The 24,127-nt window shown below is 72.1% G+C and carries 23 protein-coding genes; 18 read left to right on the top strand and 5 right to left on the bottom strand.

Translation table 11 applies throughout. The features are described 5' to 3' along the window. Positions 1-127 precede the first annotated feature (127 nt). From EDD90_RS22135 to EDD90_RS22100, 8 genes are all read left to right on the top strand, one after another. Positions 128-982 carry a bifunctional methylenetetrahydrofolate dehydrogenase/methenyltetrahydrofolate cyclohydrolase gene (locus tag EDD90_RS22135; protein WP_123974697.1) on the top strand — a complete coding sequence of 285 codons (855 nt, stop codon included), beginning with the start codon at positions 128-130 and terminating at the stop codon, positions 980-982. Then, a complete protein-coding gene (locus EDD90_RS22130; RefSeq protein ID WP_123974696.1) occupies positions 972-1,379 on the top strand; it encodes a DUF3017 domain-containing protein in 408 nt (135 codons plus the stop codon). The genes EDD90_RS22135 and EDD90_RS22130 overlap by 11 nt, the downstream gene beginning before the upstream one ends. Before the next feature lie 285 nt (positions 1,380-1,664). Continuing rightward, complete coding sequence (locus EDD90_RS22125) at positions 1,665-2,828, top strand: sensor histidine kinase (RefSeq protein WP_123974695.1); 1,164 nt, start codon at positions 1,665-1,667, stop codon at positions 2,826-2,828. Next, the gene (locus EDD90_RS22120; protein WP_123974694.1) at positions 2,825-3,502 is read left to right on the top strand and encodes a response regulator transcription factor; all 678 of its coding nucleotides are present in this window, start codon (positions 2,825-2,827) and stop codon (positions 3,500-3,502) included. Before EDD90_RS22125 ends, EDD90_RS22120 begins: the two co-directional genes overlap by 4 nt. Before the next feature lie 254 nt (positions 3,503-3,756). Further along, positions 3,757-4,218 carry a helix-turn-helix transcriptional regulator gene (locus EDD90_RS22115; protein WP_123974693.1) on the top strand — a complete coding sequence of 154 codons (462 nt, stop codon included), beginning with the start codon at positions 3,757-3,759 and terminating at the stop codon, positions 4,216-4,218. 353 nt (positions 4,219-4,571) lie between these two features. Further along, positions 4,572-5,684 (top strand): XRE family transcriptional regulator, encoded by a 1,113-nt coding sequence (locus tag EDD90_RS22110; protein ID WP_123974692.1) that lies wholly within the window; start codon positions 4,572-4,574, stop codon positions 5,682-5,684. Between the two features lie 323 nt (positions 5,685-6,007). Further along, entirely contained in the window at positions 6,008-6,997 is a 990-nt protein-coding gene (locus EDD90_RS22105; protein ID WP_123974691.1) for a malate dehydrogenase, read from the top strand. A 112-nt stretch (positions 6,998-7,109) separates the two neighbouring features. Beyond that, positions 7,110-8,156: a hypothetical protein gene (locus EDD90_RS22100; protein WP_260327992.1), complete on the top strand. Its 1,047-nt coding sequence runs from the start codon at positions 7,110-7,112 to the stop codon at positions 8,154-8,156. A 3-nt stretch (positions 8,157-8,159) separates the two neighbouring features. On the opposite strand, the gene EDD90_RS22095 is transcribed toward EDD90_RS22100, so the two are convergent. Together EDD90_RS22095 and EDD90_RS22090 are read right to left on the bottom strand one after the other, a co-directional pair. Further along, positions 8,160-8,846 (bottom strand): siderophore-interacting protein, encoded by a 687-nt coding sequence (locus EDD90_RS22095; RefSeq protein WP_123974690.1) that lies wholly within the window; start codon positions 8,844-8,846, stop codon positions 8,160-8,162. Positions 8,847-8,884: 38 nt separating this feature from the next. Then, positions 8,885-10,288, bottom strand: coding sequence for an MFS transporter (locus EDD90_RS22090; protein ID WP_123974689.1), 1,404 nt, complete (start codon positions 10,286-10,288; stop codon positions 8,885-8,887). A gap of 100 nt (positions 10,289-10,388) precedes the next feature. On the opposite strand from EDD90_RS22090, the gene EDD90_RS22085 reads away from it, so the two are divergent. From EDD90_RS22085 to EDD90_RS22050, 8 genes are all read left to right on the top strand, one after another. Next, positions 10,389-11,318, top strand: a complete 930-nt coding sequence (locus EDD90_RS22085; RefSeq protein ID WP_123974688.1) for a LysR family transcriptional regulator — start codon at positions 10,389-10,391, stop codon at positions 11,316-11,318. 186 nt (positions 11,319-11,504) lie between these two features. After that, positions 11,505-11,684 carry a hypothetical protein gene (locus tag EDD90_RS22080; RefSeq protein ID WP_123974687.1) on the top strand — a complete coding sequence of 60 codons (180 nt, stop codon included), beginning with the start codon at positions 11,505-11,507 and terminating at the stop codon, positions 11,682-11,684. A 23-nt stretch (positions 11,685-11,707) separates the two neighbouring features. Next, complete coding sequence (locus EDD90_RS22075; RefSeq protein ID WP_123974686.1) at positions 11,708-12,445, top strand: DUF2637 domain-containing protein; 738 nt, start codon at positions 11,708-11,710, stop codon at positions 12,443-12,445. Positions 12,446-12,641: 196 nt separating this feature from the next. After that, complete coding sequence (locus tag EDD90_RS22070; protein ID WP_123974685.1) at positions 12,642-14,153, top strand: aldehyde dehydrogenase family protein; 1,512 nt, start codon at positions 12,642-12,644, stop codon at positions 14,151-14,153. A gap of 49 nt (positions 14,154-14,202) precedes the next feature. After that, a complete protein-coding gene (locus EDD90_RS22065) occupies positions 14,203-15,723 on the top strand; it encodes a GMC family oxidoreductase (RefSeq protein WP_123974684.1) in 1,521 nt (506 codons plus the stop codon). Then, positions 15,723-17,039, top strand: coding sequence for a glycine betaine/L-proline ABC transporter ATP-binding protein (locus EDD90_RS22060; RefSeq protein WP_123974683.1), 1,317 nt, complete (start codon positions 15,723-15,725; stop codon positions 17,037-17,039). The genes EDD90_RS22065 and EDD90_RS22060 overlap by 1 nt, the downstream gene beginning before the upstream one ends. After that, positions 17,039-18,970, top strand: coding sequence for a proline/glycine betaine ABC transporter permease (locus EDD90_RS22055; protein ID WP_123974682.1), 1,932 nt, complete (start codon positions 17,039-17,041; stop codon positions 18,968-18,970). Before EDD90_RS22060 ends, EDD90_RS22055 begins: the two co-directional genes overlap by 1 nt. A gap of 2 nt (positions 18,971-18,972) precedes the next feature. Next, a complete protein-coding gene (locus EDD90_RS22050) occupies positions 18,973-19,920 on the top strand; it encodes an ABC transporter substrate-binding protein (protein ID WP_123974681.1) in 948 nt (315 codons plus the stop codon). A gap of 49 nt (positions 19,921-19,969) precedes the next feature. Here the strand turns inward: EDD90_RS22050 and EDD90_RS22045 are convergent, their stop codons facing one another. Both EDD90_RS22045 and EDD90_RS22040 read right to left on the bottom strand, forming a co-directional pair. Further along, positions 19,970-20,680 carry an isocitrate lyase/phosphoenolpyruvate mutase family protein gene (locus EDD90_RS22045; RefSeq protein WP_123974680.1) on the bottom strand — a complete coding sequence of 237 codons (711 nt, stop codon included), beginning with the start codon at positions 20,678-20,680 and terminating at the stop codon, positions 19,970-19,972. Further along, positions 20,677-21,174: a carboxymuconolactone decarboxylase family protein gene (locus EDD90_RS22040; protein WP_123974679.1), complete on the bottom strand. Its 498-nt coding sequence runs from the start codon at positions 21,172-21,174 to the stop codon at positions 20,677-20,679. Before EDD90_RS22040 ends, EDD90_RS22045 begins: the two co-directional genes overlap by 4 nt. Positions 21,175-21,220: 46 nt before the next feature. Here EDD90_RS22040 and EDD90_RS22035 point away from each other — a divergent pair, with 46 nt between their 5' ends. Both EDD90_RS22035 and EDD90_RS22030 read left to right on the top strand, forming a co-directional pair. After that, entirely contained in the window at positions 21,221-22,648 is a 1,428-nt protein-coding gene (locus EDD90_RS22035) for a PLP-dependent aminotransferase family protein (protein ID WP_123974678.1), read from the top strand. Between the two features lie 64 nt (positions 22,649-22,712). Next, the gene (locus EDD90_RS22030) at positions 22,713-23,198 is read left to right on the top strand and encodes a carboxymuconolactone decarboxylase family protein (protein WP_123974677.1); all 486 of its coding nucleotides are present in this window, start codon (positions 22,713-22,715) and stop codon (positions 23,196-23,198) included. A 116-nt stretch (positions 23,199-23,314) separates the two neighbouring features. On the opposite strand, the gene EDD90_RS22025 is transcribed toward EDD90_RS22030, so the two are convergent. Continuing rightward, positions 23,315-24,118: an aminotransferase class IV gene (locus tag EDD90_RS22025; protein ID WP_123974676.1), complete on the bottom strand. Its 804-nt coding sequence runs from the start codon at positions 24,116-24,118 to the stop codon at positions 23,315-23,317. Positions 24,119-24,127 lie beyond the last annotated feature (9 nt).

Genomic DNA, 24,127 nt, shown 5'->3' with positions numbered 1-24,127 from the left:
TTCATCGTCAAGTACGGGCGAGTGGTTGTCCAGTCCGATTAGCGATGTGTTGTGCAAGTGCAACATCATTGATCATGACCGCGCACCCGAGTGGAACCAGGGGGCCGGCATCCGGGAGGATGGAGCCATGACCGCCCAGATTCTCGATGGCAAGGCCACCGCAGCCGCGATCAAGTCCGATCTGACCGCCCGGGTGGCGGCGCTGAAGGAGAAGGGCGTCACGCCCGGACTCGGCACGATCCTCGTCGGGGACGACCCCGGCAGCCAGAAGTACGTCGCCGGCAAGCACCGCGACTGCGCGCAGGTCGGCATCGCCTCCATCCAGCGCGAACTCCCGGCCACCGCGACCCAGGAGGAGATCGAGGCGGTCGTCCGCGAGCTCAACGACGACCCCTCCTGCACCGGCTACATCGTCCAGCTCCCGCTGCCCAAGGGCATCGACGAGAACCGCATCCTGGAGCTGATGGACCCGCACAAGGACGCGGACGGCCTGCACCCGATGAACCTCGGCCGGCTGGTCCTCGGCGAGCCCGCGCCGCTGCCCTGTACCCCCAACGGCGTACTCACCCTGCTGCGCCGCCACGGCGTCGAGATCAAGGGCGCCGAGGTCGTGGTCGTCGGCCGTGGCGTGACCATCGGCCGCCCGATGCCGCTGCTGCTCACCCGGCGCAGCGAGAACGCGACGGTCACGCAGTGCCACACCGGCACGCGCGACCTCTCCTCGCATCTCAAGCGCGCGGACATCATCGTCGCCGCGGCCGGCTCCCCGCACCTGATCCGCCCCGAGGACGTCAAGCCGGGCGCGGCCGTCCTCGACGTCGGTGTCTCCCGCAACGCCGACGGCAAGATCGTCGGCGATGTCCACCCCGGCGTCGCCGAGGTTGCCGGGTGGATCTCCCCCAACCCCGGCGGTGTCGGGCCGATGACCCGGGCGCAGCTGCTGGTCAACGTGGTCGAGGCGGCGGAGCGCAGTGTCGGCTGACGGCCGTCGGGCGACCCGGCGCTTCCCGCTGTTCACCCGGGACACGGCTCGCCCCGAAGGGGGCGGCCGGGCCGCGTCGGGGGACCTGCCGGCGCCGGCCCGGCAGTGGCCGCTGCTGGTCGTGCTCGCGACCGCCGCGGTGGGGCTGCTGGTGACCTCGCTGGACCAGTTCCGGATCGGTGCGCTGCTGATCGGGGCGGCGCTGCTCGCCGGTGCGGTGATGCGCTGGGTACTGCCGAGCGTGGGGATGCTGGCGGTCCGGTCACGGTTCACGGACATCGTGACGTACGGGGTGCTGGGGCTGGCGATAGTGCTGCTGGCGCTGATGGCGCAGCCGAAGCCATGGCTGGTGATCCCCTATCTGAAGGACACCCTGCACTTCACCATGCGGAGCTAGGGATCGGGTTCAGTGTCGGCTGCGGGTCCGGTGGGGGCTGGTCGCGCCCGCGCGGCGGTAGCCGCATATCAGTTACGGCCCCGAGCCCCTGGCGGGGCGCTGAAGCCCCCGGCGTTCGAAAGGTGGCCCGCACCTCCCCCGGTGGGTGCGGGCCTGCTTCCCCCTGAACGAAGGTAGAGGGCCGGTGTCACAGGCGAATCCCCCTCCCGGTTGAACCCCCTACAACTTCCGCGGTACGCCCGGCGATTGACTCCCCGCCCGCGACCCCGGCGTTACGCTGCGGCGATGCGCCTCCGCAACCCGCCACCGCTCGCCGTCGACACGCTGTTCGCGTGCATGACGGTCGTGATGGCCGTGTCGCTGGGGCGGGAGTCGCCCACGCAGGGCTGGCCGGTGCTCGACGCGCGGGCGTATGCGCTGGTCGGGCTGGCGCATCTGCCCATCGCGCTGCGGGGGCGGTGGCCGCTGCAGGTGTTCGCCGTCGTGCTGTGCGCCTCGTTCGCCTATGTCAGCCTCGGTTACTGGCCCGTGGTGTGCACCTTCGGTTCCATGGTGGCGCTGTACACGGTCGCGTCGGTGCGGCCGTTCCGGATCGCCGTCGGCTGTGCGCTCTGTCTGACCGGCATGTGGGTGTACGCCGGGATCGTCACGGTCGACTCCTCGATGCTGTCCGTCGTCACGCAGGCGCTGCTGTACTGCTCGGTGCTGCTCTGGTTCGGTCATCTCGCGCAGCGGTCCGCCATCCTCACCCGGCATCTGCGGGCCGAGCAGGCCGAGCGGGCCCGGCGGGCCGTCGCCGAGGAACGCGGTCGGATAGCACGGGAGTTGCACGACGTCGTCGCCCATCACATGTCGGTGATCTCCGTGCAGGCGGGGCTCGCCCGGTTCGTCTTCGAGACGAATCCCGGCAAGGCGCGGGGCGCGCTCGGGACGATCGCCGACACCAGCGGGGAGGCGCTGGAGGAACTGCGGCGCATGCTCCAGGTGCTGCGGGAGGAGGATCCGCGGGCCGCCGAGCGGGCTCCCATGCCCACCCTGGAGCGGCTGGCCGAACTCGTCGAGCGGGTGCGCAGCGGCGGACTGCCCGTCGAGTTCACGGTTGACGGCGAGCCCCGGCCGCTGCCGCCCGGTGTCGAACTGTGCGCCTACCGTGTCGTCCAGGAGGCCCTCACCAACGTCCTCAAGCACGCCGGCCGCGCCCACGCGCGCGTGCTGCTGCGGTACGGGCCGCATGAGCTGACCGTGTCCGTCCTCGACGACGGGGAGGGGGTGAATCCGGACAGAGTGCGAACAGGCGCCGGACATGGCTTGATTGGCATGCGGGAGCGGGCCAAGCTCTACGGCGGGACGATCAGCGTCGGCCCACGCCCCGAGGGCGGCTTCGCGGTCGAACTGACCCTGCCGACCTCGGCCACACTCGCACGGCGGGGGGACGACCGTACCGGATGACCAGAGTGCTCGTGGTCGACGACCAGTTCCTCATCCGCGCGGGCCTGGTGGGGCTGCTGGAGGCCGCACCCGGGTTCGAGGTGGCGGGGGAGGCCGGGGACGGTGCGGAGGCGGTGCGGCTGGCCGCCGAGACCCGGCCCGACGTCGTCCTCATGGACATCCGGATGCCCGGGCTCAACGGTATCGAGGCCACCGAGCGCATCATCGCCCAGGCGGACGGACCGCCGCCGCGCGTCCTCGTCCTGACCACCTTCGACCTCGACGAGTACGTGTACGGCGCGCTGCGCGCCGGCGCCTCCGGCTTCCTCCTCAAGGACTCCGGCCCGGAACGGCTGCTGGCCGCCGTCACCGCGGTGGACGGCGGTGACGCCCTGTTCGCGCCCAGCGTCACCCGGCGCCTGGTGGAGGCCTTCGCCCGGCAGCGCGGCGGCGGCCCCCAGGCCGGGCCACCGCCCGACCTGGAGGTGCTGACCTCACGCGAGGTCGAGGTCCTCCGGCTCACCGCGCGCGGGCTGTCCAACCTGGAGATCGCCGACCGCCTCTACATCAGCGAGGCGACCGTGAAGACCCACCTCAACCGCACGATGACCAAGCTGGACCTGGGCAGCCGGGCGCAGGCGGTGGTGGTGGCGTACGAGACGGGGCTGGTGACGCCGGGCGGCCCGGCAGGCTGATCCGGACAGCGGCCCCGGGGACGGACCGGCGGCCCGTCCCCTCCCCCGAGCAGGACGGACCGCCGTCAGGATTCAGCCTTCCCACCGCGCGGGGCCCGTTCAACGGCTGTCCGACGCCTGTGGCACAGAGGTGACGGTTCCGGTACGGACCGCCCGCACCGCCACTGCCTGCGGGAACCGCCGGACCGCCCGCTGTCGTCACCCGGACTGAACTGGCAACGAACTGGCAACGAGCGAAGCCGTGGAGGTGCGTCATGAGCGGCTGGCAGCCGCTGCCGGAGGGGCTCCCGCCGGAGGTACGGCACTTCGTGGAGCAGCTGCGGCTCCTCAAGGACGACACCGGCCTCAGCCTGGTCGCGCTGGGCGCCCGCACCGCGTACAGCAAGTCCTCCTGGCAGCGCTACCTCAACGCCGTGCAGCCGCCGCCGAGACAGGCCGTCGTCGCGCTGTGCCGGGTCGCGGGCCTCGCCGGCGCGGACGCCGAACGGCACGCCGTGCGCTGGGAACTGGCCGTCCAGGCCTGGCCGCGTCCGGCGGCCGAGCCGGAACGGCCGCCGGACGCGGGGGAGTACGAGGACGACCCGACCCTGCCGTGGTGGGACCGCCCGGAGCCGGAACCGGCGCCCCGCCCGCACGGCCGGCTGCTGCTGTACGCCGTTCTGCTGCTGCTCGTGCTGCTCCTCGTGACGGTCGTCGGTGCCGTGGTTCTCGGGTGAGACCCGGGTGCGATGAGTCCCCTGTGACCTGCGAGGTCACAAGCCGGTGACCGGTGTGTCGATGTGTTGACAAGTTCGCGGATATGTTACGAAGCCGCCTCACAAGCGGGCTAACGTGTCCAATCGGGGCGAGCTGGAGGCCTGTTGGACCGCATGGCGGTCGGCGTGCGACGGTGCACCTCGGCGGGCCGATGCTCCTGTGCGCCCCCTGTTCGGGGACCGGTTTCCGGGGTCGCCGCGGTTCGGTGGGTAGCCAGAACGGGGACCGGCGCGGGGGCACCACGCGCAAGGGGAACGCGGGGAAGACACGGCACCGAACCGGGGGAAAGAGGACCGGGGGAAGAGGGGGAGCAATGCCTCGTTGGAAAGCCCTGCCGGATGAACTCGATCCGCAGGTGAGGGAGTTCGCCACCCAACTGCGGAGGCTCGTGGACCGCAGCGGGCTGAGCGTCGCGGCACTGTCCGACCGCACCGGCTACAGCAGGACGTCCTGGGAGCGGTACCTCGGCGGACGGCTGCTGGCGCCCAAGGGCGCGGTGGTCGCGCTCGCCGAGGTCACCGGCAGCAATCCCGTCCATCTCACGACCATGTGGGAGCTGGCGGAACGGGCCTGGAGCCGTTCGGAGCAGCGCCACGACATGACCATGGAGGCGATCCGGATCTCCCAGGCGCGGGCCGCGCTCGGGGAGTTCGGGGCACCCCCGTCCGCGTCCACGACCGCCGCCGGCACCGGAGCCGCGGCCGGTGCCGGCACCGGAGGCGGGGGCGGTGGCGGTGCCGAGGCCGGGTCCGGGTCCGGGGGCAAGGCTGCGCGCCGCGCGGCCGGTGCCGTCGCGATGCCCGGGATCGCCGGGCCGGCGGGTGTCTCGCCCACCATCCCGCCCCAGCCGACGGCGCCCGACGCGAACCGCCGGGAGGGCAGCGGATCCCGGGGGCCCGCCGCACCCCGGGGCGGTCCGGCCGCCCCCGGGGGCGGCAAGCGGCGGCTGACGATGTTCCTCGCGGGGATCGTCGGCATGGTCGTCGTCATCGCCGCGGTCCTCTTCCTCACCGGCAACGACGACGGCGGGAAGAAGAACCAGGGCGCCGCCTCCGCCTCGCCCTCCGTCGGCACCGGCACCGACCTGCCGGCCGGGGTGAAGTGCGCGGGCGCCGGCTGTACCGGCAAGGACGCGGAGGCCATGGGGTGCAGCGGCGACCTCGTGACCACCGCCAAGACCGCCACGGTCGGCGCGACCACCCTGGAGGTCCGCTACAGCAGGACCTGCGGCGCCGCCTGGGGCCGGATCACGGGCGCCGCCCGGGGCGACTCGGTGCGGATCACGGCCGGCACCACCACGGAACGCGGCGACATCACGGCCACCGGCGACACCATCGCGTACACGCCGATGGTCGCGGTGAAGGACGCGACCGGGGCGAAGGCCTGCGCCACGCTGGCGTCGGGGCGGACGGGGTGCACGACCTGACGGGGTGACTCCGACGGGGAGGTGACCCCGACGGGGAAAGTCGCGGTACCGAGGAATGCCCGGCCGTTTCCCGGGAACGCGAAACGTACCCCCACGGGAGTCCGGTTACCGGCACCCCCGAGTGGCAGCCGCCTCGTCTCACCTCTCCCGGACGGGCGGCTGCCGCTTGTTTGTGGGGTGAGCCACACCCACCCCTCGCTCTACGGCCTCCTGAATGCGCGATAGCCTGACCGGTGGATCTCTTGATGCCAAGAGATCGATCATTTGTACGTCCGCTCGCCAGGGCAAGGACGCCCACCGCCAGCTGTCATACGGAGAACGCCATGACCCGCACTCCCGTGAACGTCACCGTCACCGGCGCGGCCGGCCAGATCGGTTACGCCCTGCTCTTCCGCATCGCCTCCGGCCAGCTGCTCGGCGCGGACGTGCCGGTCCGGCTCCGCCTCCTGGAGATCACCCCGGCGCTCAAGGCCGCCGAGGGCACCGCCATGGAGCTCGACGACTGCGCCTTCCCGCTCCTGGCGGGCATCGACATCAGCGACGACCCGAACGTCGCGTTCGACGGCGCCAACGTCGCCCTCCTCGTCGGCGCCCGCCCCCGCACCAAGGGCATGGAGCGCGGTGACCTCCTGGAGGCCAACGGCGGCATCTTCAAGCCCCAGGGCAAGGCCATCAACGACCACGCCGCGGACGACATCAAGGTCCTGGTCGTCGGCAACCCGGCCAACACCAACGCGCTGATCGCCCAGGCCGCCGCGCCGGACGTGCCGGCCGAGCGCTTCACCGCGATGACCCGCCTCGACCACAACCGCGCGCTGACCCAGCTCGCGAAGAAGACGGGCTCCACGGTCGCCGACATCAAGCGCCTGACCATCTGGGGCAACCACTCCGCCACGCAGTACCCCGACATCTTCCACGCCACCGTCGCCGGCAAGAACGCCGCCGAGGTCGTGAGCGACGAGAAGTGGCTGGCCGAGGAGTTCATCCCGACCGTCGCCAAGCGCGGCGCGGCCATCATCGAGGCCCGCGGTGCCTCGTCGGCCGCCTCCGCCGCGAACGCCGCCATCGACCACGTCCACACCTGGGTCAACGGTACGGCGGACGGTGACTGGACCTCCATGGGCATCCCGTCGGACGGCTCCTACGGCGTCCCGGAGGGCCTGATCTCCTCCTTCCCGGTCACCACCAAGGACGGGCAGTACGAGATCGTCCAGGGCCTGGAGATCAGCGACTTCTCCCGCGCCCGCATCGACGCGTCGGTGCAGGAGCTGGCGGAGGAGCGCGACGCGGTCCGCGCCCTCGGCCTCATCTGAGCCTCCCGCACCCCACGGGCCCCGATCCGGTTTCTTCCGGAACGGGGCCCGTTCCCGTTTTCGCCGCTACCGTCGAAAGGGCTACGCGGTGAAGTGAATCGGGGGGTTCGCGATGAGCGGATGGAACGACGGAGACGAGCCGCAGGACCGAAGGCACCCGGACCTCTCGAAGAGGCCGGAGCGGCCGGAGCGGATGGAGCGTCCGGAGAACCCCGAGCGGCCGGAGAACCGGCCCGGCGGATACGAGCGTCTCGGCACCGAACGCGAGCCCAGTGAGGAGAGCGGGCGCCCCGCCTGGCCGCCGACCCCGACGCAGCCCTCCGTACTGCCTCCGCTCCCGGCCGGGTTCTCGTCCCCACCGGCGTCGCCGGACGAGCCACGCGCCTACACCCCGCCGCCCTGGTCCGCGGCTCCCACCTCCCCGGGCCAGGTCCTCCCGCCGACGCCCCCGCCGCCCGGCGGGTACGTTCCGCCGCGCCGCCGTACCGGCCGTACGGCCGCCGCCGTGCTCGCGCTGGTGCTGGTCGCCGCGGCCACCGGGCTGGGTGTCTGGTACCTGGGGAGAGGCCACGGCACCGGCACCGCTGCCGACCCCGCGCCGAGCGTCAGCGTCAAGTCCTCCTCGCCGGAGTCGCCGGAGTCGCCGGAGTCGCCGCAGTCGCCCGCGTCTCCCGCCTCCGAGACGACCCCCGCCTCCTCCGTCCCCTCCGGGTACCGCGTCGCACACGACCCCGTCGGCTACACGCTCGACGTCCCGCGGGGCTGGACGCGGCGGCAGCAGCAGGGGGAGAAGGCGCCGGTCGTGTACTACGACTCCCCGTCCGACGGGCGCCAGTTGCAGATCTTCGAGCTCTCCGAGGCCACCCCGGCGGAGTCCCTCGACCTCGCCGAGAACGACCCGGGTTACGGCTACTCCCACCAGCCCGGCTACCGGGCCGGAGACCGTACCTCCGGCGACACCTGGGCCGAACTGTCGTACCGCTACGACGACAAGGGCAAGGGTGCCCGCCAGGTCGTCGACCACCGTTTCCAGGCCGCCGACGGGACCCTCTACGCGATCCGCTCCAGCGGTCCGGAGAGCCTGTCCGCAGGCCTGGTCCGGGGGCCGCTCACGACCGCGGTCGACTCGTTCTGCCCCACGGACGCCCAGTGCTCCTGAGCCTCACTCCATGCCCTTCTTCCCCGGCGTCCAGAACGGCTTGGTGAGTACCGCCCGCCGGTCCCACCCCGCCTCCTGGACCAGCACCTTCCGCACCGCCTGCACGTCCCGCGCCTCCCCGGCGACATAGGCGATCCCGCCGGGTTCGGGGGCGAGCCGGCGTACCGCCTCCGGGAGTGACGTCTCGCCGCGGAGCACCCAGTCGAGGCGCTCCGCGTGGGCGAGGGGGAGGCGGTCCGCGGCCGTTCCCGTCTCCACGCAGCCGGAGATCCGGGCGTCCTCGGGCAGCTCCGCGAGCATCGCGCCGAAGGCGACCGAGGCCGTCTCGTCGCCGACGAAGACGTGGTGGGCGGCCTCGGGGCGCAACGTGAAGGTGCCCTCGGGCCGGCGCAGCCGCACCTGGTCACCCGTCCCGACGGTGCGCCCCCACCCGGCCCCCGGTCCGCCCTCGGTGTGGTCCAGGACGCACAACTCGACGACGCCGGACGGGTCGTAGCGCCAGACGGAGTACGTACGGAGCGTCAGCCCGGTGACCAGGACGCGCACCTGCTGGCCCGGCCGGACGTCGAGGCCGGCGAGCTGGTCGCCGTCGATGCGCAGCCGGCGCATCCGGGCGGTGATCTGCTCGGCCTCGGTGACCGTGCCGCGCAGGGTCAGCAGATCGAGGACGGGGTTCAGGAGTGCGGGCATGGTGGCTCCTCAACGGGCCTTATGGTGAGGGGAGTTGCTCAGGCGCCGGTGGAACGCGATAGTACGCGTTCCTTGTCGGACGCGATAGTACGTGTCGATGTGCGGCCGCCGTAACCCGCCACGACGAGCGCCGTCGCCGCGAGAACCAGCAGCGCGACCGTGCGCAGCGCCGGGCCCATGCCGGTGGTCAGGTCCGTGTGGGCGGACAGGACCGTGCCGGTGACCGCGACGCCGAGCGCCGCGCCGGTCTCGCGGGCCGTGGTGCCGAGGCCGGAGCCCAGGCCCGCCTGGTGCGGCGGCAGCGAGGTGACGACGCCGAGGGTCAGGGCCGGCATGGACAGACCGGTGCCGGCGGAGATGACCAGGAGCCAGCAGGCGTACGTCCAGTACGGCGTGGCCGCGTCGACCGTGGACGCGCCGAGCAGACCGAGGCCGATCAGGGCGAGCCCGGCGCCGACGACCGGGCGCGGGTGCGCCGACCAGCGGGCGGCGAGCCTCGAGACCAGGGCCATGCCGATCGTCAGCGGCATGATCGCGAAACCGGTGACGGCCGCGTCGTAGCCCTTGACGCCCTGCAGGTACTGCGAGTTGACGAAGAAGAGGGAGAACAGGCCGAAGAAGCCGGTCGCCGTGCCGAGGGATGCCGAGCGCAGCCGGGCGGAGCCGAAGACGCGCGGGTCGAAGAGGGGGCGCGGTGCGCGCAGGGCGTGGCGGGTGAAGAGGGCGGTCAGCAGGGCCCCCGCCGCGAAGGAGCCGAGGATGGGCGCGGAGGTCCAGCCGTACGCCGGGCCCTCGATGATGCCGAACAGCGCCGCCACCAGGCCTGCCGTGAGGAGCAGGGTGCCGAGCGGGTCGAGGTTGCTGTGTGCGGAGCGGGCGGTGCGCGGGGTGGTGACGGCGACCGCCAGGGCGAGCAGGGCGGCGAGCGGGACCATGGCCGCGAACAGGGCCCGCCAGGACAGGAACTGGCCGACCAGGCCGCCGCCGATGTTGCCGGCCGCGCCGCCCAGGCCGAGCGCCAGCGTCCAGGAGGCGAGGGCGCGGGCCCGCCGCTCGGGGGCGGCGAGCTGGATCAGGATCGACATCGTCGCCGGGGTGATCAGCGCGGCTCCGGCGCCGGACAGGCCGCGGCCCGCTATCAGGACCGCGGGATCCGGGGCGAGCGCGCTGGTGGCCGCGCCCGCCGCGAACAGGGCCAGGCCCGCGAGCAGCGCGCCCTTGCGGCCGTAGCGGTCGCCGAGCGCACCCGCCGGGATGAGCAGGCCGGCGAAGGCGATGACGTACGCGTCGACCGTCCACAGGATCTCGCTGTGCGAGGGGTGCAGGGCGGACGAACTCAGTTCGGGGATGAGGAGGTTGATGGCGGCGACCATGCTCTGCGCGACCAGCACACAGGCGCACAGGACGAGCAGGACAGGGCGTTTCAGGGCGTGCGAAGGCACGGCTCCTCCTGGGAGTCGGCGGGTGGTGTGGGATGCCCTGTCACCGTAGGCTCGGGACTCGTCTGCTTTCCAGTGCAACCTTTGCAAGGGATACCTGCGTATGACGCAATCCGCCGACCTCTACGGCAGCCTCGACCTGAATCTGCTGGTGGCGCTGGACGTGCTGCTGGAGGAGCAGAGCGTGCAGGGCGCCGCCCGGCGGCTGCATCTGTCCGAACCGGCCATGAGCCGCACCCTCGGCCGGATCCGCAAGGCGCTCGGCGATCCGGTGCTGGTGCGGGCCGGGCGCCGGATGGTGCCCACTCCGCACGCGCTCGCGGTACGGGCGGAGGTGGGCGCGGTGGTGGAGCGGGCGCGGGCACTGTTCGCGCCGGGCCGGGACACCGATCTGCGGACCGTCTCCCGGACGTTCACGATCATCGGCCACGACGCGATCGCCGCGCCGCTGGGCGCACCCCTGTTCGCCCGGGCCGCCGAGGAGGCGCCCGGCATCCGCGTCCGCTTCCTCGCCGAGAGCCATGTCGACGCGCCGTTCCTGCGGCACGGCACGGCCGACCTGGAGATCGGGGTGATCGACACCGCCCTGCCCGAGGTGCATGTGGAGCACCTCCACGAGGACCGGATGCTCGGGGTCGTACGGTCCGGGCACCCGCTCCTCACCGGGGAGCTGACACCCGAGCGGTTCGCGAGCGAGGCCGGGCACCTGATCGTCTCGCGGCGCGGCAAGCTGCGCGGCCCGGTGGACGACGCCCTCGCCGAACTGGGCCTGGAACGGAAGGTGGTGGGCACCGTGGGCACGTTCCCGGCCTCCCTCTTCGTGCTCCGCGACTGCGATCTGATCGGCCTCGTCAGCTCCTGGAGCGCGCCGCTGGCCACCGCGCTCGGCCTGGTCCTGTTCGAGGTGCCGCTGCCGCTCCCGCCGCTCGGTCTCGGGCTGGCCTGGCACCCGCGCCACGACGCCGACCCGGCGCACGCCTGGCTGCGGCGCTGTGTGCGGGAGCTGATGACGGGCGGGGCGGGGCCGGCCTGACCGACGGCGGAGGCGAACCGGGCCCGGTCACATCGTCGTTCATTCGGTCTCCGTTTTCACGGAATGTAACCACCCGCATATTCTGAATTTCTTCAATTGTGAATCGCCGGGTATTCTATAGGTTCTCGTCCGGGTGACTGAATTCCCCCGAACGCCCCAAACCCCGCCCCGTGTGACGGTCGTTAGGTGACCGTGACGCGATTGGACTGGCGTACCGCCGAAGATCACCCGATGACCGCGCTCCGCTGGCCCGGCAGTATGGATATCACCTCATGCTCGGACCTGCTCGATGATTTCCTGAAGAGAATCAACGCGATGGAAAAAGAGTATCGGCGGACATTGGCAGATCTGTACGAAGCGTTCTGAGGCAGGGGGTGGAGGTTTTACCGATGGACGGGATTCAGCGCGACAGCGGTCTCTATGATCACGCGGGTCTCTACGACCCCACGGGTCTTTACGATCACACGGGTCCCTACGACCACACCGGTCGCTTCGACCATGCCGGTCTCTACGACCACGCATGGGGCGCCCCGGAACCGGACGGCGCACCGAGCGACTGGGACCCGGTCGAGGAACTGGCCCAGATACTGTCCGCACCGACCAGTGTGAGTACGGCCCCCACCCTGCTGGACGTGCCGGCCCGGCGCCGGAGCAACCGCCGGCGGATCCGTCACGATTCCCATCTGCTCGACGGCGGCCGGCGCGTCACGCACATCACGCTCCTGATCGCGGCGGTCTCGCTGTGCGCGGTGTGCATGCTGACCTGGTCCGTCTGCTACTCCTACGAGCAGCTGCGCGGCATCGCATCGTCGGTGCTGCCCGTGGGGCTCGCGCAGTACTGGCCGCTGACGGTGTACGGGCCGTGGTTCGTGGCGGCGCTCTCCGTGGTGCGGGCCACCGTCCAGCGCCGGAGCACGCGCCGGTCCTGGTGCGTGGTGCTGGCCGCCTCCGTCGTGGCCGTGGCGCTGTGTGTCAGTCACTCGTCACATGCGCTGCTCTCCTTAGTGATCTTCGGGATCCCGCCCATCACTGCACTGGTGTGCTTCTGGGAACTGGTCGGTCAGATCTCGACGAAGAGCCGCCCCCGGCACGCCACGCAGGCCGAGCCGGCGCCCGCCACGACGTGACGGTCCTCTGTCACCACGCCACGAAGACCTTCCGTTGACTGTTTGTCCTGCTTTGACCGCTTGTTCAGTGATGCAGCGCACTTTCGGCCACCGATTGCGCATGCAATCCGGGAGCACGGGCAGGCGGTGACGGTCCCCGAGTGTGACCTGTCTGTCACACAGGGGCACCGAACAGGAACGGAAGGCAATACCGATCATGGCGGACAGAACGGCACGAGCGACCATCCGGGTCGGAGACGAATGGCTGGAAGCCGTCTCCGGAGCGACACGCGAGATCATCGACCCCGCGGACGGCCTGCCCTTCGCCGTGGTCGCCGAGGGCGACGAGAAGGACGCGGAAGCGGCGGTGGCCGCCGCCCGCCGCGCCTTCGACACCGGCGACTGGCCCCGCACCCCGGTCGCCGAACGCGCCGCCCTGCTCCACCGGGCGGCCGACCTGCTCGTGCACGTCCGGGAGGAACTCGGCCTGCTGGAGAGCCGGGACGCGGGCAAGACGCTGGAAGAAGGCCGCGTCGACATCGACTGCGTCGCCGACGCCTTCCGCTACTTCGCCGACCTGGTGGTGGCGGAGGGCGCGGGCCGGGTGGTCGACGCCGGCTCGGCCGACATCCACAGCGTCGTCGTGAACGAACCGGTGGGTGTCTGCGCGCTGATCACGCCCTGGAACTACCCGCTGCTCCAGGCCAGCTGGAAGATCGCCCCGGCGCTCGCGGCCGGCAACACCTTCGTGATCAAGCCGAGCGAGATCACCCCGCTGACGACGATCGCACTGATCGAGCTGCTGGCGGAGGCCGGGCTGCCCGCCGGCGTCGCCAACCTCGTCACCGGCCCCGGCCACACCGTCGGCGCCCGTCTCGCCGAGCACCCCGACGTCGACCTGGTCTCCTTCACCGGCGGACTGGTCAGCGGGGTCAAGGTCGCGCAGGCGGCCGCCGTGTCGGTCAAGAAGGTCGCCCTCGAACTCGGCGGCAAGAACCCCAACGTCGTCTTCGCCGACGCCTGCGCCACGGACGAGGGCTTCGACACCGCCGTGGACCAGGCCCTCAACGCCGCGTTCATCCACAGCGGCCAGGTCTGCTCGGCCGGCTCCCGGCTGATCGTCGAGGAACCGGTCCGGGAGCGGTTCGTCGCCGAACTCGCCCGCAGGGCGGCGAAGATCCGGCTGGGCCGCGGCACCGCCGACGGCGCCGAGTGCGGCCCCCTCGTCTCCGAGCAGCAGCGCGCCAAGGTCGAGGCGTACGTCGCGTCGGCGCTGGCCGAGGGCGCGGTACTGCGCTCCGGCGGCAAGCGCCCCGACCCGTCCGCCGACCGCCCCGCCACCGGCTACTTCTACGAGCCGACCGTCCTCGACCAGTGCCACCGCGAGATGAAGGTCGTACGCGAGGAGGTCTTCGGGCCGGTCCTCACCGTCGAGACCTTCCGCACCGAGGACGAGGCCGTCGCCCTTGCCAACGACACCGAGTACGGTCTCGCCGGCGCCGTCTGGACCGCCGACGCGGGACGCGCCCGCCGGGTGGCCGGCCGGCTGCGGCACGGCACTGTCTGGATCAACGACTTCCACCCCTACCTCCCGCAGGCGGAGTGGGGCGGCTTCGGAAAGAGCGGGACCGGCCGCGAACTGGGCCCCGCCGGGCTCGCCGAGTACCGCGAGACCAAGCACGTCTACCAGAACCTCGCGCCGAGGCCGGTGCGCTGGTTCGCCGGCTGAGCCCACCGCCGACCGCCGTACGCACAAAGCTCTCTTGGAGTACCTCCCCATGTCCCACACCTACGACTACGTCGTCATAGGCGGCGGAACCGCCGGTTCCGTCATAGCCTCCCGCCTCACCGAGAACCCGGACGTCACCGTCGCCGTCATCGAGGGCGGCCCCAGCGACGTCGACCGCGACGACGTCCTCACCCTGCGCCGCTGGATGGGCCTGCTCGGCGGCGAGCTGGACTACGACTACCCGACCACCGAGCAGCCGCGCGGCAACTCCCACATCCGGCACAGCCGCGCCCGGGTGCTGGGCGGCTGTTCGTCGCACAACACCCTCATCTCCTTCAAGCCGCTGCCGTCCGACTGGGACGAGTGGGAGCAGGCCGGCGCCAAGGGCTGGGGCGCGGTCCCGATGGAGGCGTACTACGCCCGCCTCCTCAACAACATCGTCCCGGTCGACGAGAAGGACCGGAACGCCATCGCCCGCGACTTCGTCGACGCGGCGCAGCAGGCGCTGGGCGTCCCGCGCGTGGAGGGCTTCAACCGCAAGCCGTTCACCGAGGGCGTCGGCTTCTTCGACCTCGCCTACCACCCCGAGAACAACAAGCGGTCCAGCGCGTCCGTCGCCTACCTCCACCCGGTGATGGACGAGCGTCCGAACCTGACGATCCTGCTGGAGACCTGGGCGTACCGGCTGGAGCTGGACGGCACCCGTGCCGAGGGCGTGCACGTGCGCACCAAGGACGGCGAGGACCTGCTGATACGGGCCCGCGACGAGGTCGTCCTGTGCGCGGGCGCGGTCGACTCCCCGCGGCTGCTGCTGCACTCGGGCATCGGCCCGGCCCAGGACCTCGAAGCCCTCGGCATCCCGGTCGCGCACGACCTGCCGGGCGTCGGCGAGAACCTCCTCGACCACCCCGAGTCGGTGATCGTCTGGGAGACCCATGGCCCGATCCCCGAGAACTCCGCGATGGACTCCGACGCGGGCCTGTTCGTCCGCCGAGACCCCGGACACGCGGGCCCGGACCTGATGTTCCACTTCTACCAGGTCCCCTTCACCGACAACCCCGAGCGGCTGGGCTACGAACGCCCCGCGCACGGCGTCTCGATGACCCCGAACATCCCCAAGCCGCACAGCCGCGGCCGCCTCTGCCTGACCAGCGCCGACCCGTCCGTGAAGCCCGCGCTGGACTTCCGCTACTTCACCGACGAGGACGACTACGACGGCCGCACCCTCGTCGACGGCATCCGCATCGCCCGCGAGATCGCGAAGGCCGAGCCGCTGGCCGGCTGGCTGAAGCGCGAGGTGTGCCCCGGGCCGGAGATCCAGGGCGACGCCGAGCTGAGCGAGTACGCCCGTAAGGCCGCGCACACGGTGTACCACCCGGCGGGGACCTGCCGGATGGGTGCGACCGACGACCAGCAGGCCGTCGTCGACCCCGAGCTGCGCATCCGCGGTCTCGACGGCATCCGGATCGCCGACGCGTCCGTCTTCCCGACCATGCCGGCCGTGAACCCCATGATCGGAGTGCTGATGGTGGGCGAGAGGGCCGTGGACCTGCTGAAGGGCGGTGCGTGATGAGTACGACCCCGGTCACGACAGCTGTGACGACCCCCGTCTTCTCCGTCGACGGGCTGTGGAAGGTCTTCGGCCCGAAGGCCGGCCGGGTCCCCGCGGACCCCGAGCTGACCGGACTGTCACCGGCCGATCTCCGCGCCCGCACCGGCTGTACGGCCGCCGTCCGCGACGTCTCCTTCGACGTACGCAAGGGCGAGGTCTTCGTGGTGATGGGCCTGTCCGGTTCCGGCAAGTCGACGCTGGTCCGCTGTCTGACCCGGCTCATCGAGCCGACGGCCGGCACGATCGCCATCGACGGGGAGGACGTCCGCGCGATGGACAAGGGCCGACTGCGTGAACTGCGCCGGCACCGGGCCGCGATGGTCTTCCAGCACTTCGGACTCCTGCCGCACCGGTCCGTCCTCGACAACGTGGCGTACGGCCTGGAGATCCAGGGCGTCGGCAGGTCCGAGCGACGCGAGCGGGCCGCCGGGGTCGTCGCCAAGGTCGGCCTGGAGGGCATGGAACAGCGCCGCCCGAGCCAGCTGTCCGGCGGCCAGCGCCAACGTGTCGGCCTCGCACGGGCGTTGGCCGTCGACCCCGAGGTCCTCCTCTTCGACGAGCCGTTCAGCGCGCTCGACCCGCTGATCCGGCGGGACATGCAGGAGGAGGTCGTCCGCCTGCACCGCGAGGAGGGCCGCACGATGGTCTTCATCACGCACGACCTGTCGGAGGCGCTCAAACTGGGCGACCGCATCGCCCTGATGCGCGACGGCCGGGTGGTCCAGCTGGGCACCCCGGAGGAGATCGTCGGCTCGCCCGCCGACGACTACGTCCGGGAGTTCGTGCGGGACGTACCGCGCGAGCAGGTGATGACGGTCCGCACCGCGATGAGGCCGACGGAGGGCGCGGAGGCCGCGGCGGGGCCGGCGGTGAGCCCCGGGGCGACGGTCGCCGAAGCGATCGAGGTGGTGGCGGGATCCGGCGTCCCGGCACGGGTCGTGGAGGGGGACCGGTGCGTCGGGGTCGTGGACGCGGAGGCGTTGCTCGGCGTCGTGGCGAAGGCGGCTGCGGGCAGTGCTTCGGCCGCGGGCGGTCATGGGCCGATCGCGCAGTTCCCCGCGCCCCTGACGGGGCGTTCCGCAGCCGTCGGCAGTCAGGAAGACCCGGCCGCCGCAGGCAAGCATGAAGACCCAGCCGCGGACAGCCATGAAGATCCGGCCGGCCCGGCCGCGGGCGGTCGTGCCGCTGGGGTGGCACGGGTGGGCGCGGCGGTGCCCCGGCAGCGCGGGCGAGCGACACCCCCCGTTCCCGGCACCGACCCGGAGGGCGTCTGATGGCGACGATCAGTGTTCCCACTCCGCGAGCGATGCGCACGGTTCATCCCGCCGTACGCAAGCTCCTCGCCCTGGCCGTCGTCGCGGCGATCCTCGTGCCCGTCGCCGGCTCCCACTGGGGCTCCGCCGCCTGGCCGCACCACCTCACCGTCAGTCTCTCCGCGCCCCTGACCTCCGCCAGCAACTGGGTCATCGACAACCGCGACACCCACCCCCTCTTCCTCTACTTCCTCGGCTACATCAGCGACGCCGTCGTCCTCACCGTCCGCGCCGTCTACCTGGCCCTCCTCGCCGCGGGCTGGCCCGGCGTCACCGTGCTCGCCGCCGCCGTCGCCCACCGTGTCGCCGGGACAAGGCTGGCCGTCGGGACGGCCGCCGCGTTCCTCGTCTGCGGTGCCCTCGGCATGTGGGTGCCGACGATGCAGACCCTCGCGCTGATGGTCGTGGCCGTCCTCGCGTCCGTCGCCGTCGGTGTCGTGCTCGGACTCGGTGCCGGGCTCTCCGACCGGCTGCACCGCGCCCTGCGTCCCGTCCTCGACACCATGCAGGTGCTCCCCGCCTTCGCATACCTCCTCCCCGTCGTCCTGGTCTTCGGCATCGGCGTCCCCGCGGCCGTCCTCGCCACCGTCGTCTACGCCGCCCCGCCCATGGCCCGGCTCACCGCCCTGGGCCTGCGCCACGCCGACCCCGAGGTCCTGGAGGCCGTGGAGTCGCTGGGCGCCACCCGCACACAGCGGCTGCTGACCGCCCGTATCCCGCTGGCCCGCAAGGAACTCCTGCTCGGCCTCAACCAGACGATCATGATGGCGTTGTCGATGGCGGTCATCGCCTCCGTCATCGGCGCCGGCGGCCTCGGCGACCGCGTCTACCAGGCCCTCGCCTCGGTCGACGTCGGCGCGGCCCTCGCCGCCGGTATTCCGATCGTGCTGCTCGCGGTCGTACTGGACCGCATCACGGCGGCAGCGGGGGAGCGTACCGAGGCGCAGGCCCGCCCCCGAGCCTGGGCGTACGCCCTCGGCGGCACCCTGGCCGTCGCGCTCGCCGCCCGTCTCCTCGGCCGGCTCGACTGGCCCACCGCCTGGACCCTGAACTTCGCCGAACCGGTCAACCGCGCCGTCGACTGGATGACCGCCCACCTCTACTCGGGTGTCCCGGTCGTCGGCGGCACCGCCGACTGGGCGGGGCACTTCACCACCTGGATCCTGGATCCGCTCCGCGCCGGGCTGCAGTGGCTGCCCTGGTGGTCCGTGCTGCTCATCATCGCCGCGCTGGCCTGGCTGATCGGCACCTGGCGCACCGCGCTCACCGCCGTCCTCGCGATGGCCGCCATCGGTGTGCTCGGGGTGTGGGAGCCGTCGCTGGACACGCTCTCGCAGGTCCTCGCGGCCGTCGCGGTCACGCTCGTCCTCGGTTTCGCGGCCGGTATCGCCGCCGCCCGCAGCGACCGCGTGGAGCGCGCGCTGCGTCCGGTCCTGGACGTCTTCCAGACCATGCCGCAGTTCGTGTACCTGATCCCGGTCGTCGCCCTGTTCGGCGTCGGCCGCGCCCCGGCCGTCGCGGCGGCCGTCGTCTACGCGCTGCCGGCCGTCGTACGGATCACCGCGCAGGGTCTGCGCCAGGTCGACCCGGCCGCCCTGGAGTCGGCGCGGTCGCTCGGCGCGACCGGCCGCCAGCAGCTGACGCAGGTCCAACTCCCGCTCGCCAGGCCCGCGTTGCTGCTCGCCGTCAACCAGGGTGTGGTGCTCGTCCTCGCCGTCGTCATCATCGGGGGGCTCGTGGGCGGCGGCGCGCTCGGCTACGACGTCGCCTTCGGTCTGGCCCAGGGCGACCTGGCGACCGGGCTGGTGGCCGGTGCCGCCATCGTCTGCCTGGGGCTGATGCTCGACCGGGTCACCCAGCCCACGGAACGCCGCACGGAGAAGGGAGCGTGACCATGCGTCGTACGACACTCATCGCCGCCGCCGTGCTGGTCCTCGCGACCGGCTGCGGTGCCGCCGACATGACCAAGCAGGCCTCGCCGTTCGCCAACGCGCAGGGCTCGAAGACGGTCACCCTGTCCGTGCAGTCCTGGGTCGGCGCGCAGTCCAATGTCGCCGTCGCCCAGTACCTGCTGGAGCACAAGCTGGGCTACCGGGTCGACACCGTGCAGGTGGACGAGGTGCCCGCGTGGGACGCGCTCAGCCAGGGGCGGGTCGACGCCATCCTGGAGGACTGGGGGCACCCGGACCAGGAGAAGCGGTACGTCGAGGACAAGAAGACCATCGCCCGGGGCGGCGGCCTCGGGGTCACCGGGCACATCGGCTGGTTCGTGCCGACCTACCTGGTCAAGCAGCATCCGGACATCACGAACTGGAAGAACCTGAACAAGTACGCCTCGCTCTTCCGCACCGCGGAGAGCGGCGGCAAGGGGCAGCTCCTGGACGGCTCGCCGTCGTACGTCACCAACGACAAGGCGCTGGTGAGCAACCTGAAGCTGGACTACCAGGTCGTCTTCGCCGGGTCCGAGGCCGCCCAGATCACCCAGATCAAGCAGTTCGCCAAGGAGAAGAAGCCCTTCCTCACCTACTGGTACGCACCCCAGTGGCTGTTCAAGAAGGTGCCGATGACCGAGGTGCAGCTCCCGGCGTACAAGGAGGGCTGCGACGCCGACGCGGCCAAGGTCGCCTGCGCCTATCCGCACACCCCGCTGCAGAAGTACCTCAACGCGGACTTCGCGCACAGCGGCGGCAGGGCGGCGGCCTTCCTGAAGAAGTTCAGGTGGACGACCACGGACCAGGACCAGGTCTCCCTGATGATCGCGGACCAGAAGCTGAGCCCTGAGGAGGCCGCGAAGAAGTGGGTGGACGACCATCCCTCCGTGTGGAAGGAGTGGATCTCCTAGCGTCCTCTCTTGAAGCCCTTGAAGCCCTTGAAGCCCTTGAAGCCTTCTCCTAGCGTCCGAATCCGTCCAGCGACCGCAGCGCCAGCCGCAGCAGTCCGGGTCCGAACGTGATGCGCGTGGCCCCGAGTTCGCCGAGTCCGGCGGCCGCGGGGCCGTCGCCGTCCGGGCGCGCGTACATGTTCAGCGGGCCCTCGATGCCGGAGCGCAGGAGGGGGAGCAGGGCGGCCGGGGCGTGGATCGGGTAGACGCAGTCCGCGCCCGCCGCCACGTACAGCGCGGCCCGCTCGATGGCCCGGTCGGGATCGGTGACCCCGCGGGCGAAGGTGTCGACGCGGGCGTTGAGGAACAGCCGGCCGCCGGCCGCCGAACGGACCTCGGCCAGCCACTCGGCGTGCCGGTGCGGGTCCTTGAGGACGCCCCCGTGGGAGTCCTCAAGGTTGCAGCCGACCACCCCCGCCTCCAGGAGCCGCTCGACCAGCTCCCTCGGCGCCAGCCCGTAGCCGTCCTCCACGTCCGCCGACACCGGCACGTCCACGGACCGGGCGATACGGGCGACGGCCGCGAACATCTCCGCCGCCGGGGTCTGCCCGTCCGCGTACCCGAGCGAGGCCGCGACCCCGGCGCTGGGCGTCGCCAGCGCCGGGAAGCCGGCCGCCGCCAGGGCCCGGGCGCTGGCCGCGTCCCACGGTCCGGGCAGGACGAGGGGGTCTCCCGGCGGGCGCCCGTGGTGCAGCGACCGGAAGACGCCGGCCTTGCTCACCCGTGCTGCCCCGGCGTGTAGTGCCCGGGGACCATCCGGGTCGTCACGGCGAACCGGTTCCAGGAGTTGATCACGATGATCGAGGCGATCAGCTGCGTCAGCTGCACCTCGTCGAAGTGCTTGGCGGCCCGCTCGTAGACCTCGTCCGGCACGAAGCCGTCGGTCAGCACGGTGATCGCCTCGGTCAGCTCGATCGCGGCGAGCTCCTGCTCGGTGTAGAAGTGCTTCGACTCCTCCCAGGCGCTGAGCTGAACGATGCGCTCGATGCTCTCGCCCGCCGCGAGCGCGTCCTTGGTGTGCATGTCGAGGCAGTAGGCACAGTGGTTGAGCTGCGAGGCACGGATCTTCACCAGTTCGAACAGCTTGGCGTCCAGGCCCTTACGGGCGGCTCCGTCCAGCCGGACCATCGCCTTGTAGACCTCGGGTGCGTGCTGCGCCCAGGCCAGGCGGGGGGTGTGCTCGGGCGCGTACTGAATCGTCTCTTCGGTGGTCATGTCTCCAGCGTAGGAGTCAGGCAGCCCAGAGGTATGGTCCATTTCCATGGGGAAAACATGGGCCACTCTCGGTATCGACCTGCACCTGGAACCGGCCGGTCCGGGCCTGCGCCGGGGCCTGACCGACGCCCTGCGGGAGGCCGTCCGCAGCGGCCGGCTGGTCCCCGGCACCCGGCTGCCCTCGTCCCGCTCCCTCGCCGCCGACCTGGGCATCGCCCGCAACACCGTCGCCGACGCCTACGCCGACCTGGTCGCCGAGGGCTGGCTCACCGCCCGGCAGGGCTCCGGCACGAGGGTGGCGGCCGGAGTGCCCGCCCTGCCCTCGGGGACGCACACCACGACCCCGGCCGGCGGTACGGCCGCCCACCGCCCCGCCTACGACCTGCGGGCCGGCTTCCCCGATGTCTCCGCCTTCCCGCGCGCCGAGTGGCTCAGGGCCGCCCGCCGAGCCCTCACCGCCGCCCCCAACGAGGCCTTCGGCTACGGCGATCCGCGCGGCCGCGTCGAACTGCGCACCGCGCTCGCCGCCTATCTGGCCCGCGCCCGCGGCGTGCGCGCCGACCCCGAACGCATCGTGATCTGCGCCGGGTTCAGTCACGGCCTGACCCTGCTGGGCCGCCTTCTCCGGGCGCGCGGCGCGGACACGGTCGCCGTGGAGTCGTACGGCCTCGACGAGCACTGGCAGTTGCTGACCGCGGCCGGGCTGCGCCAGGTTCCGCTGCCCATGGACGAACTCGGCACGGACATCCGGCAGTTGGGGCCGGGTCCGGCCGCGGTGCTGCTGACCCCCTCGCACCAGTTCCCGATGGGCGTCGCGCTGCACCACGACCGGCGGGCGGCCGTCGTGGACTGGGCGCGGCGCACCGGCGGCCTGGTCCTCGAGGACGACTACGACGGCGAGTTCCGCTACGACCGCCGTCCCGTCGGCGCCCTCCAGGGCCTCGCCCCCGACGAGGTGGTCTACCTGGGCACGGCCAGCAAGTCCCTCGCCCCCGGGCTGCGGCTGGCCTGGATGGTGCTGCCGCCGGCCGTGGCCGGGGAGGTGACCGAGGCCAAGGGCGGTGTGGACACCTGCGGGGCGCCGGACCAGCTGACGCTCGCCGAGTTCATCACCTCCGGCGCCTACGACCGCCATGTCCGCGCTTCCCGCTCCCGCTACCGGCGGCGCCGGGACGAGCTGGTCGCCGCGCTCGCCGAACGCGCCCCGGCGATCCGGGTGACCGGCATCGCGGCCGGACTGCACATCGTCCTGCGGCTCCCGCCCGGCACCCTGCGGCGGGTGATCCCGGCCGCAGCCGAACGCGGCCTCGCCGTCGAAGGCCTCACCCCGCGCCACCGCCACCCGGCCGCCGCCGTCACCCCTCCGGACGCCCTCGTCCTCGGCTACGGCACCCCCGCCGACCACTCCTGGTCGGGAGCGCTGGACACCCTGTGCACGGTGCTGTCCGACCCGGCTGTGATCAGCGTCCCGTGAATGAGCCCCACGAATTCGCGGACAACGGCCCTCGGAATTGAATTCCGGAGGCTAGAGTCTCCCCATGAGCAATGGTGATCAGATTTCCCGTGTGGCCCTCAAGAAAATCACCCCCGACGTCTCCGCGGCGATGGGTTCCCTGCATGCCGCCGCCGTCACCGCGGCCCAGGACGCCAAGGTCGAACCGGAACTCCTCGAACTGGTCAGAATCCGTGCCTCCCAGCTGAACGGCTGCGCGTTCTGCCTCGACATGCACACCAAGGACGCCCGTGCCGAGGGCGAGACGGAGCAGCGCATCTACGCGCTGAACGCCTGGCGGGAGACCCCCTTCTTCACCGAACGGGAGCGCGCCGCACTGGAGTTGACCGAGGCCGTGACCCTCGTCCACGACGGCCACGTCCCGGACGCGGTGTACGCCGAGGCCGCCGAGGTCTTCGACGAGGCCCAGATCGCGGCCCTCATCTGGGCGGCCACCGTCATCAACGCCTACAACCGGATCGCGATCGCCACCCGGATGGTGCCCGGGGCCTATCAGCCCAAGCAAAAGTAATTCGGGCAGCGAGAGTGGTGCGGACGAATTAATCCGGATTAATTCAGCCAGCAAGGAATGCGCCGGGTCGGATCCGATCCGGCGCATTGTCTTGTCTTCCCTTTTCGACGGTCGATTCAGTGGCCCGGCAGCGGCTCCATCGCGCCGTCCAGCCACGTCCGCCATTCCCCGGCGCGAGCCGCCCGTGGCGCCCGCAGCGGTTCACCGACCCACTCCGTGACCGGCCGGATCCCGTGCAGCGCGTTGACCAGCCACACTTCGTGGCCGTCCAGCTCGGCCACGGTCCGCTCCCGGTGGGCCAGCCGGATCCCGGACCGCTGGGCCCGCTCCTGGATCAGGGCGACGGTTACCCCGGGCAGCACGGGCAGCCGCGGCGAGGGCAGGCACAGGGTGTCGCCCTCCCACCACAGCACACTGGCGGTGGCCGCCTCCAGCACGATCCCGGTGGGTGCGACCAGCACCGCCTCCTCCGCGCCCCCGCCGGACGCCCGGCCGCGGACCCGGGCCAGCGTGTCCAGGTCCGGTCCCTTGCGGCGGGGGACGGTCCGCGGATCGGACTGGCCGGCCGCCCACACCCGCACCTCGGACCGCAGCGGCGGCGTGTGCCGCAGCCGCAGCCGCAACTCCATCGAGCCGGGGGCGAGTTCCACCCGCGGGAACCACGCGCCGGTGCGGGGCAGCGCGGCCGTCATGTCCTGCCAGAACTCCAGCAGCCGACGCAGCGGCGGCCCGCCGCACTCGCCGCAGGACCGCAGGAAACGCTCCTCGTGCCGGTCGAGGGCGCGCACCCTGCCGTCCCGGACCAGCCAGGAGTCCGCGACCAGCAGCCGCCCGCCGGGCGCCGCGTCCTCGGCGGGCCGCAGCCCGCCGGCCGGGGACCACGCCAACAGCCCCTCGCCGGACGTCACTTGTGAGCCCACGCTCGTCGC

The sequence above is a fragment of the Streptomyces sp. Ag109_O5-1 genome (assembly GCF_003814875.1).
GTDB lineage: Bacteria > Actinomycetota > Actinomycetes > Streptomycetales > Streptomycetaceae > Streptomyces > Streptomyces sasae.
The sequence above is the reverse complement of the archived record's forward strand: the minus strand, read 5'-3'. Positions and strand labels throughout refer to the sequence as shown.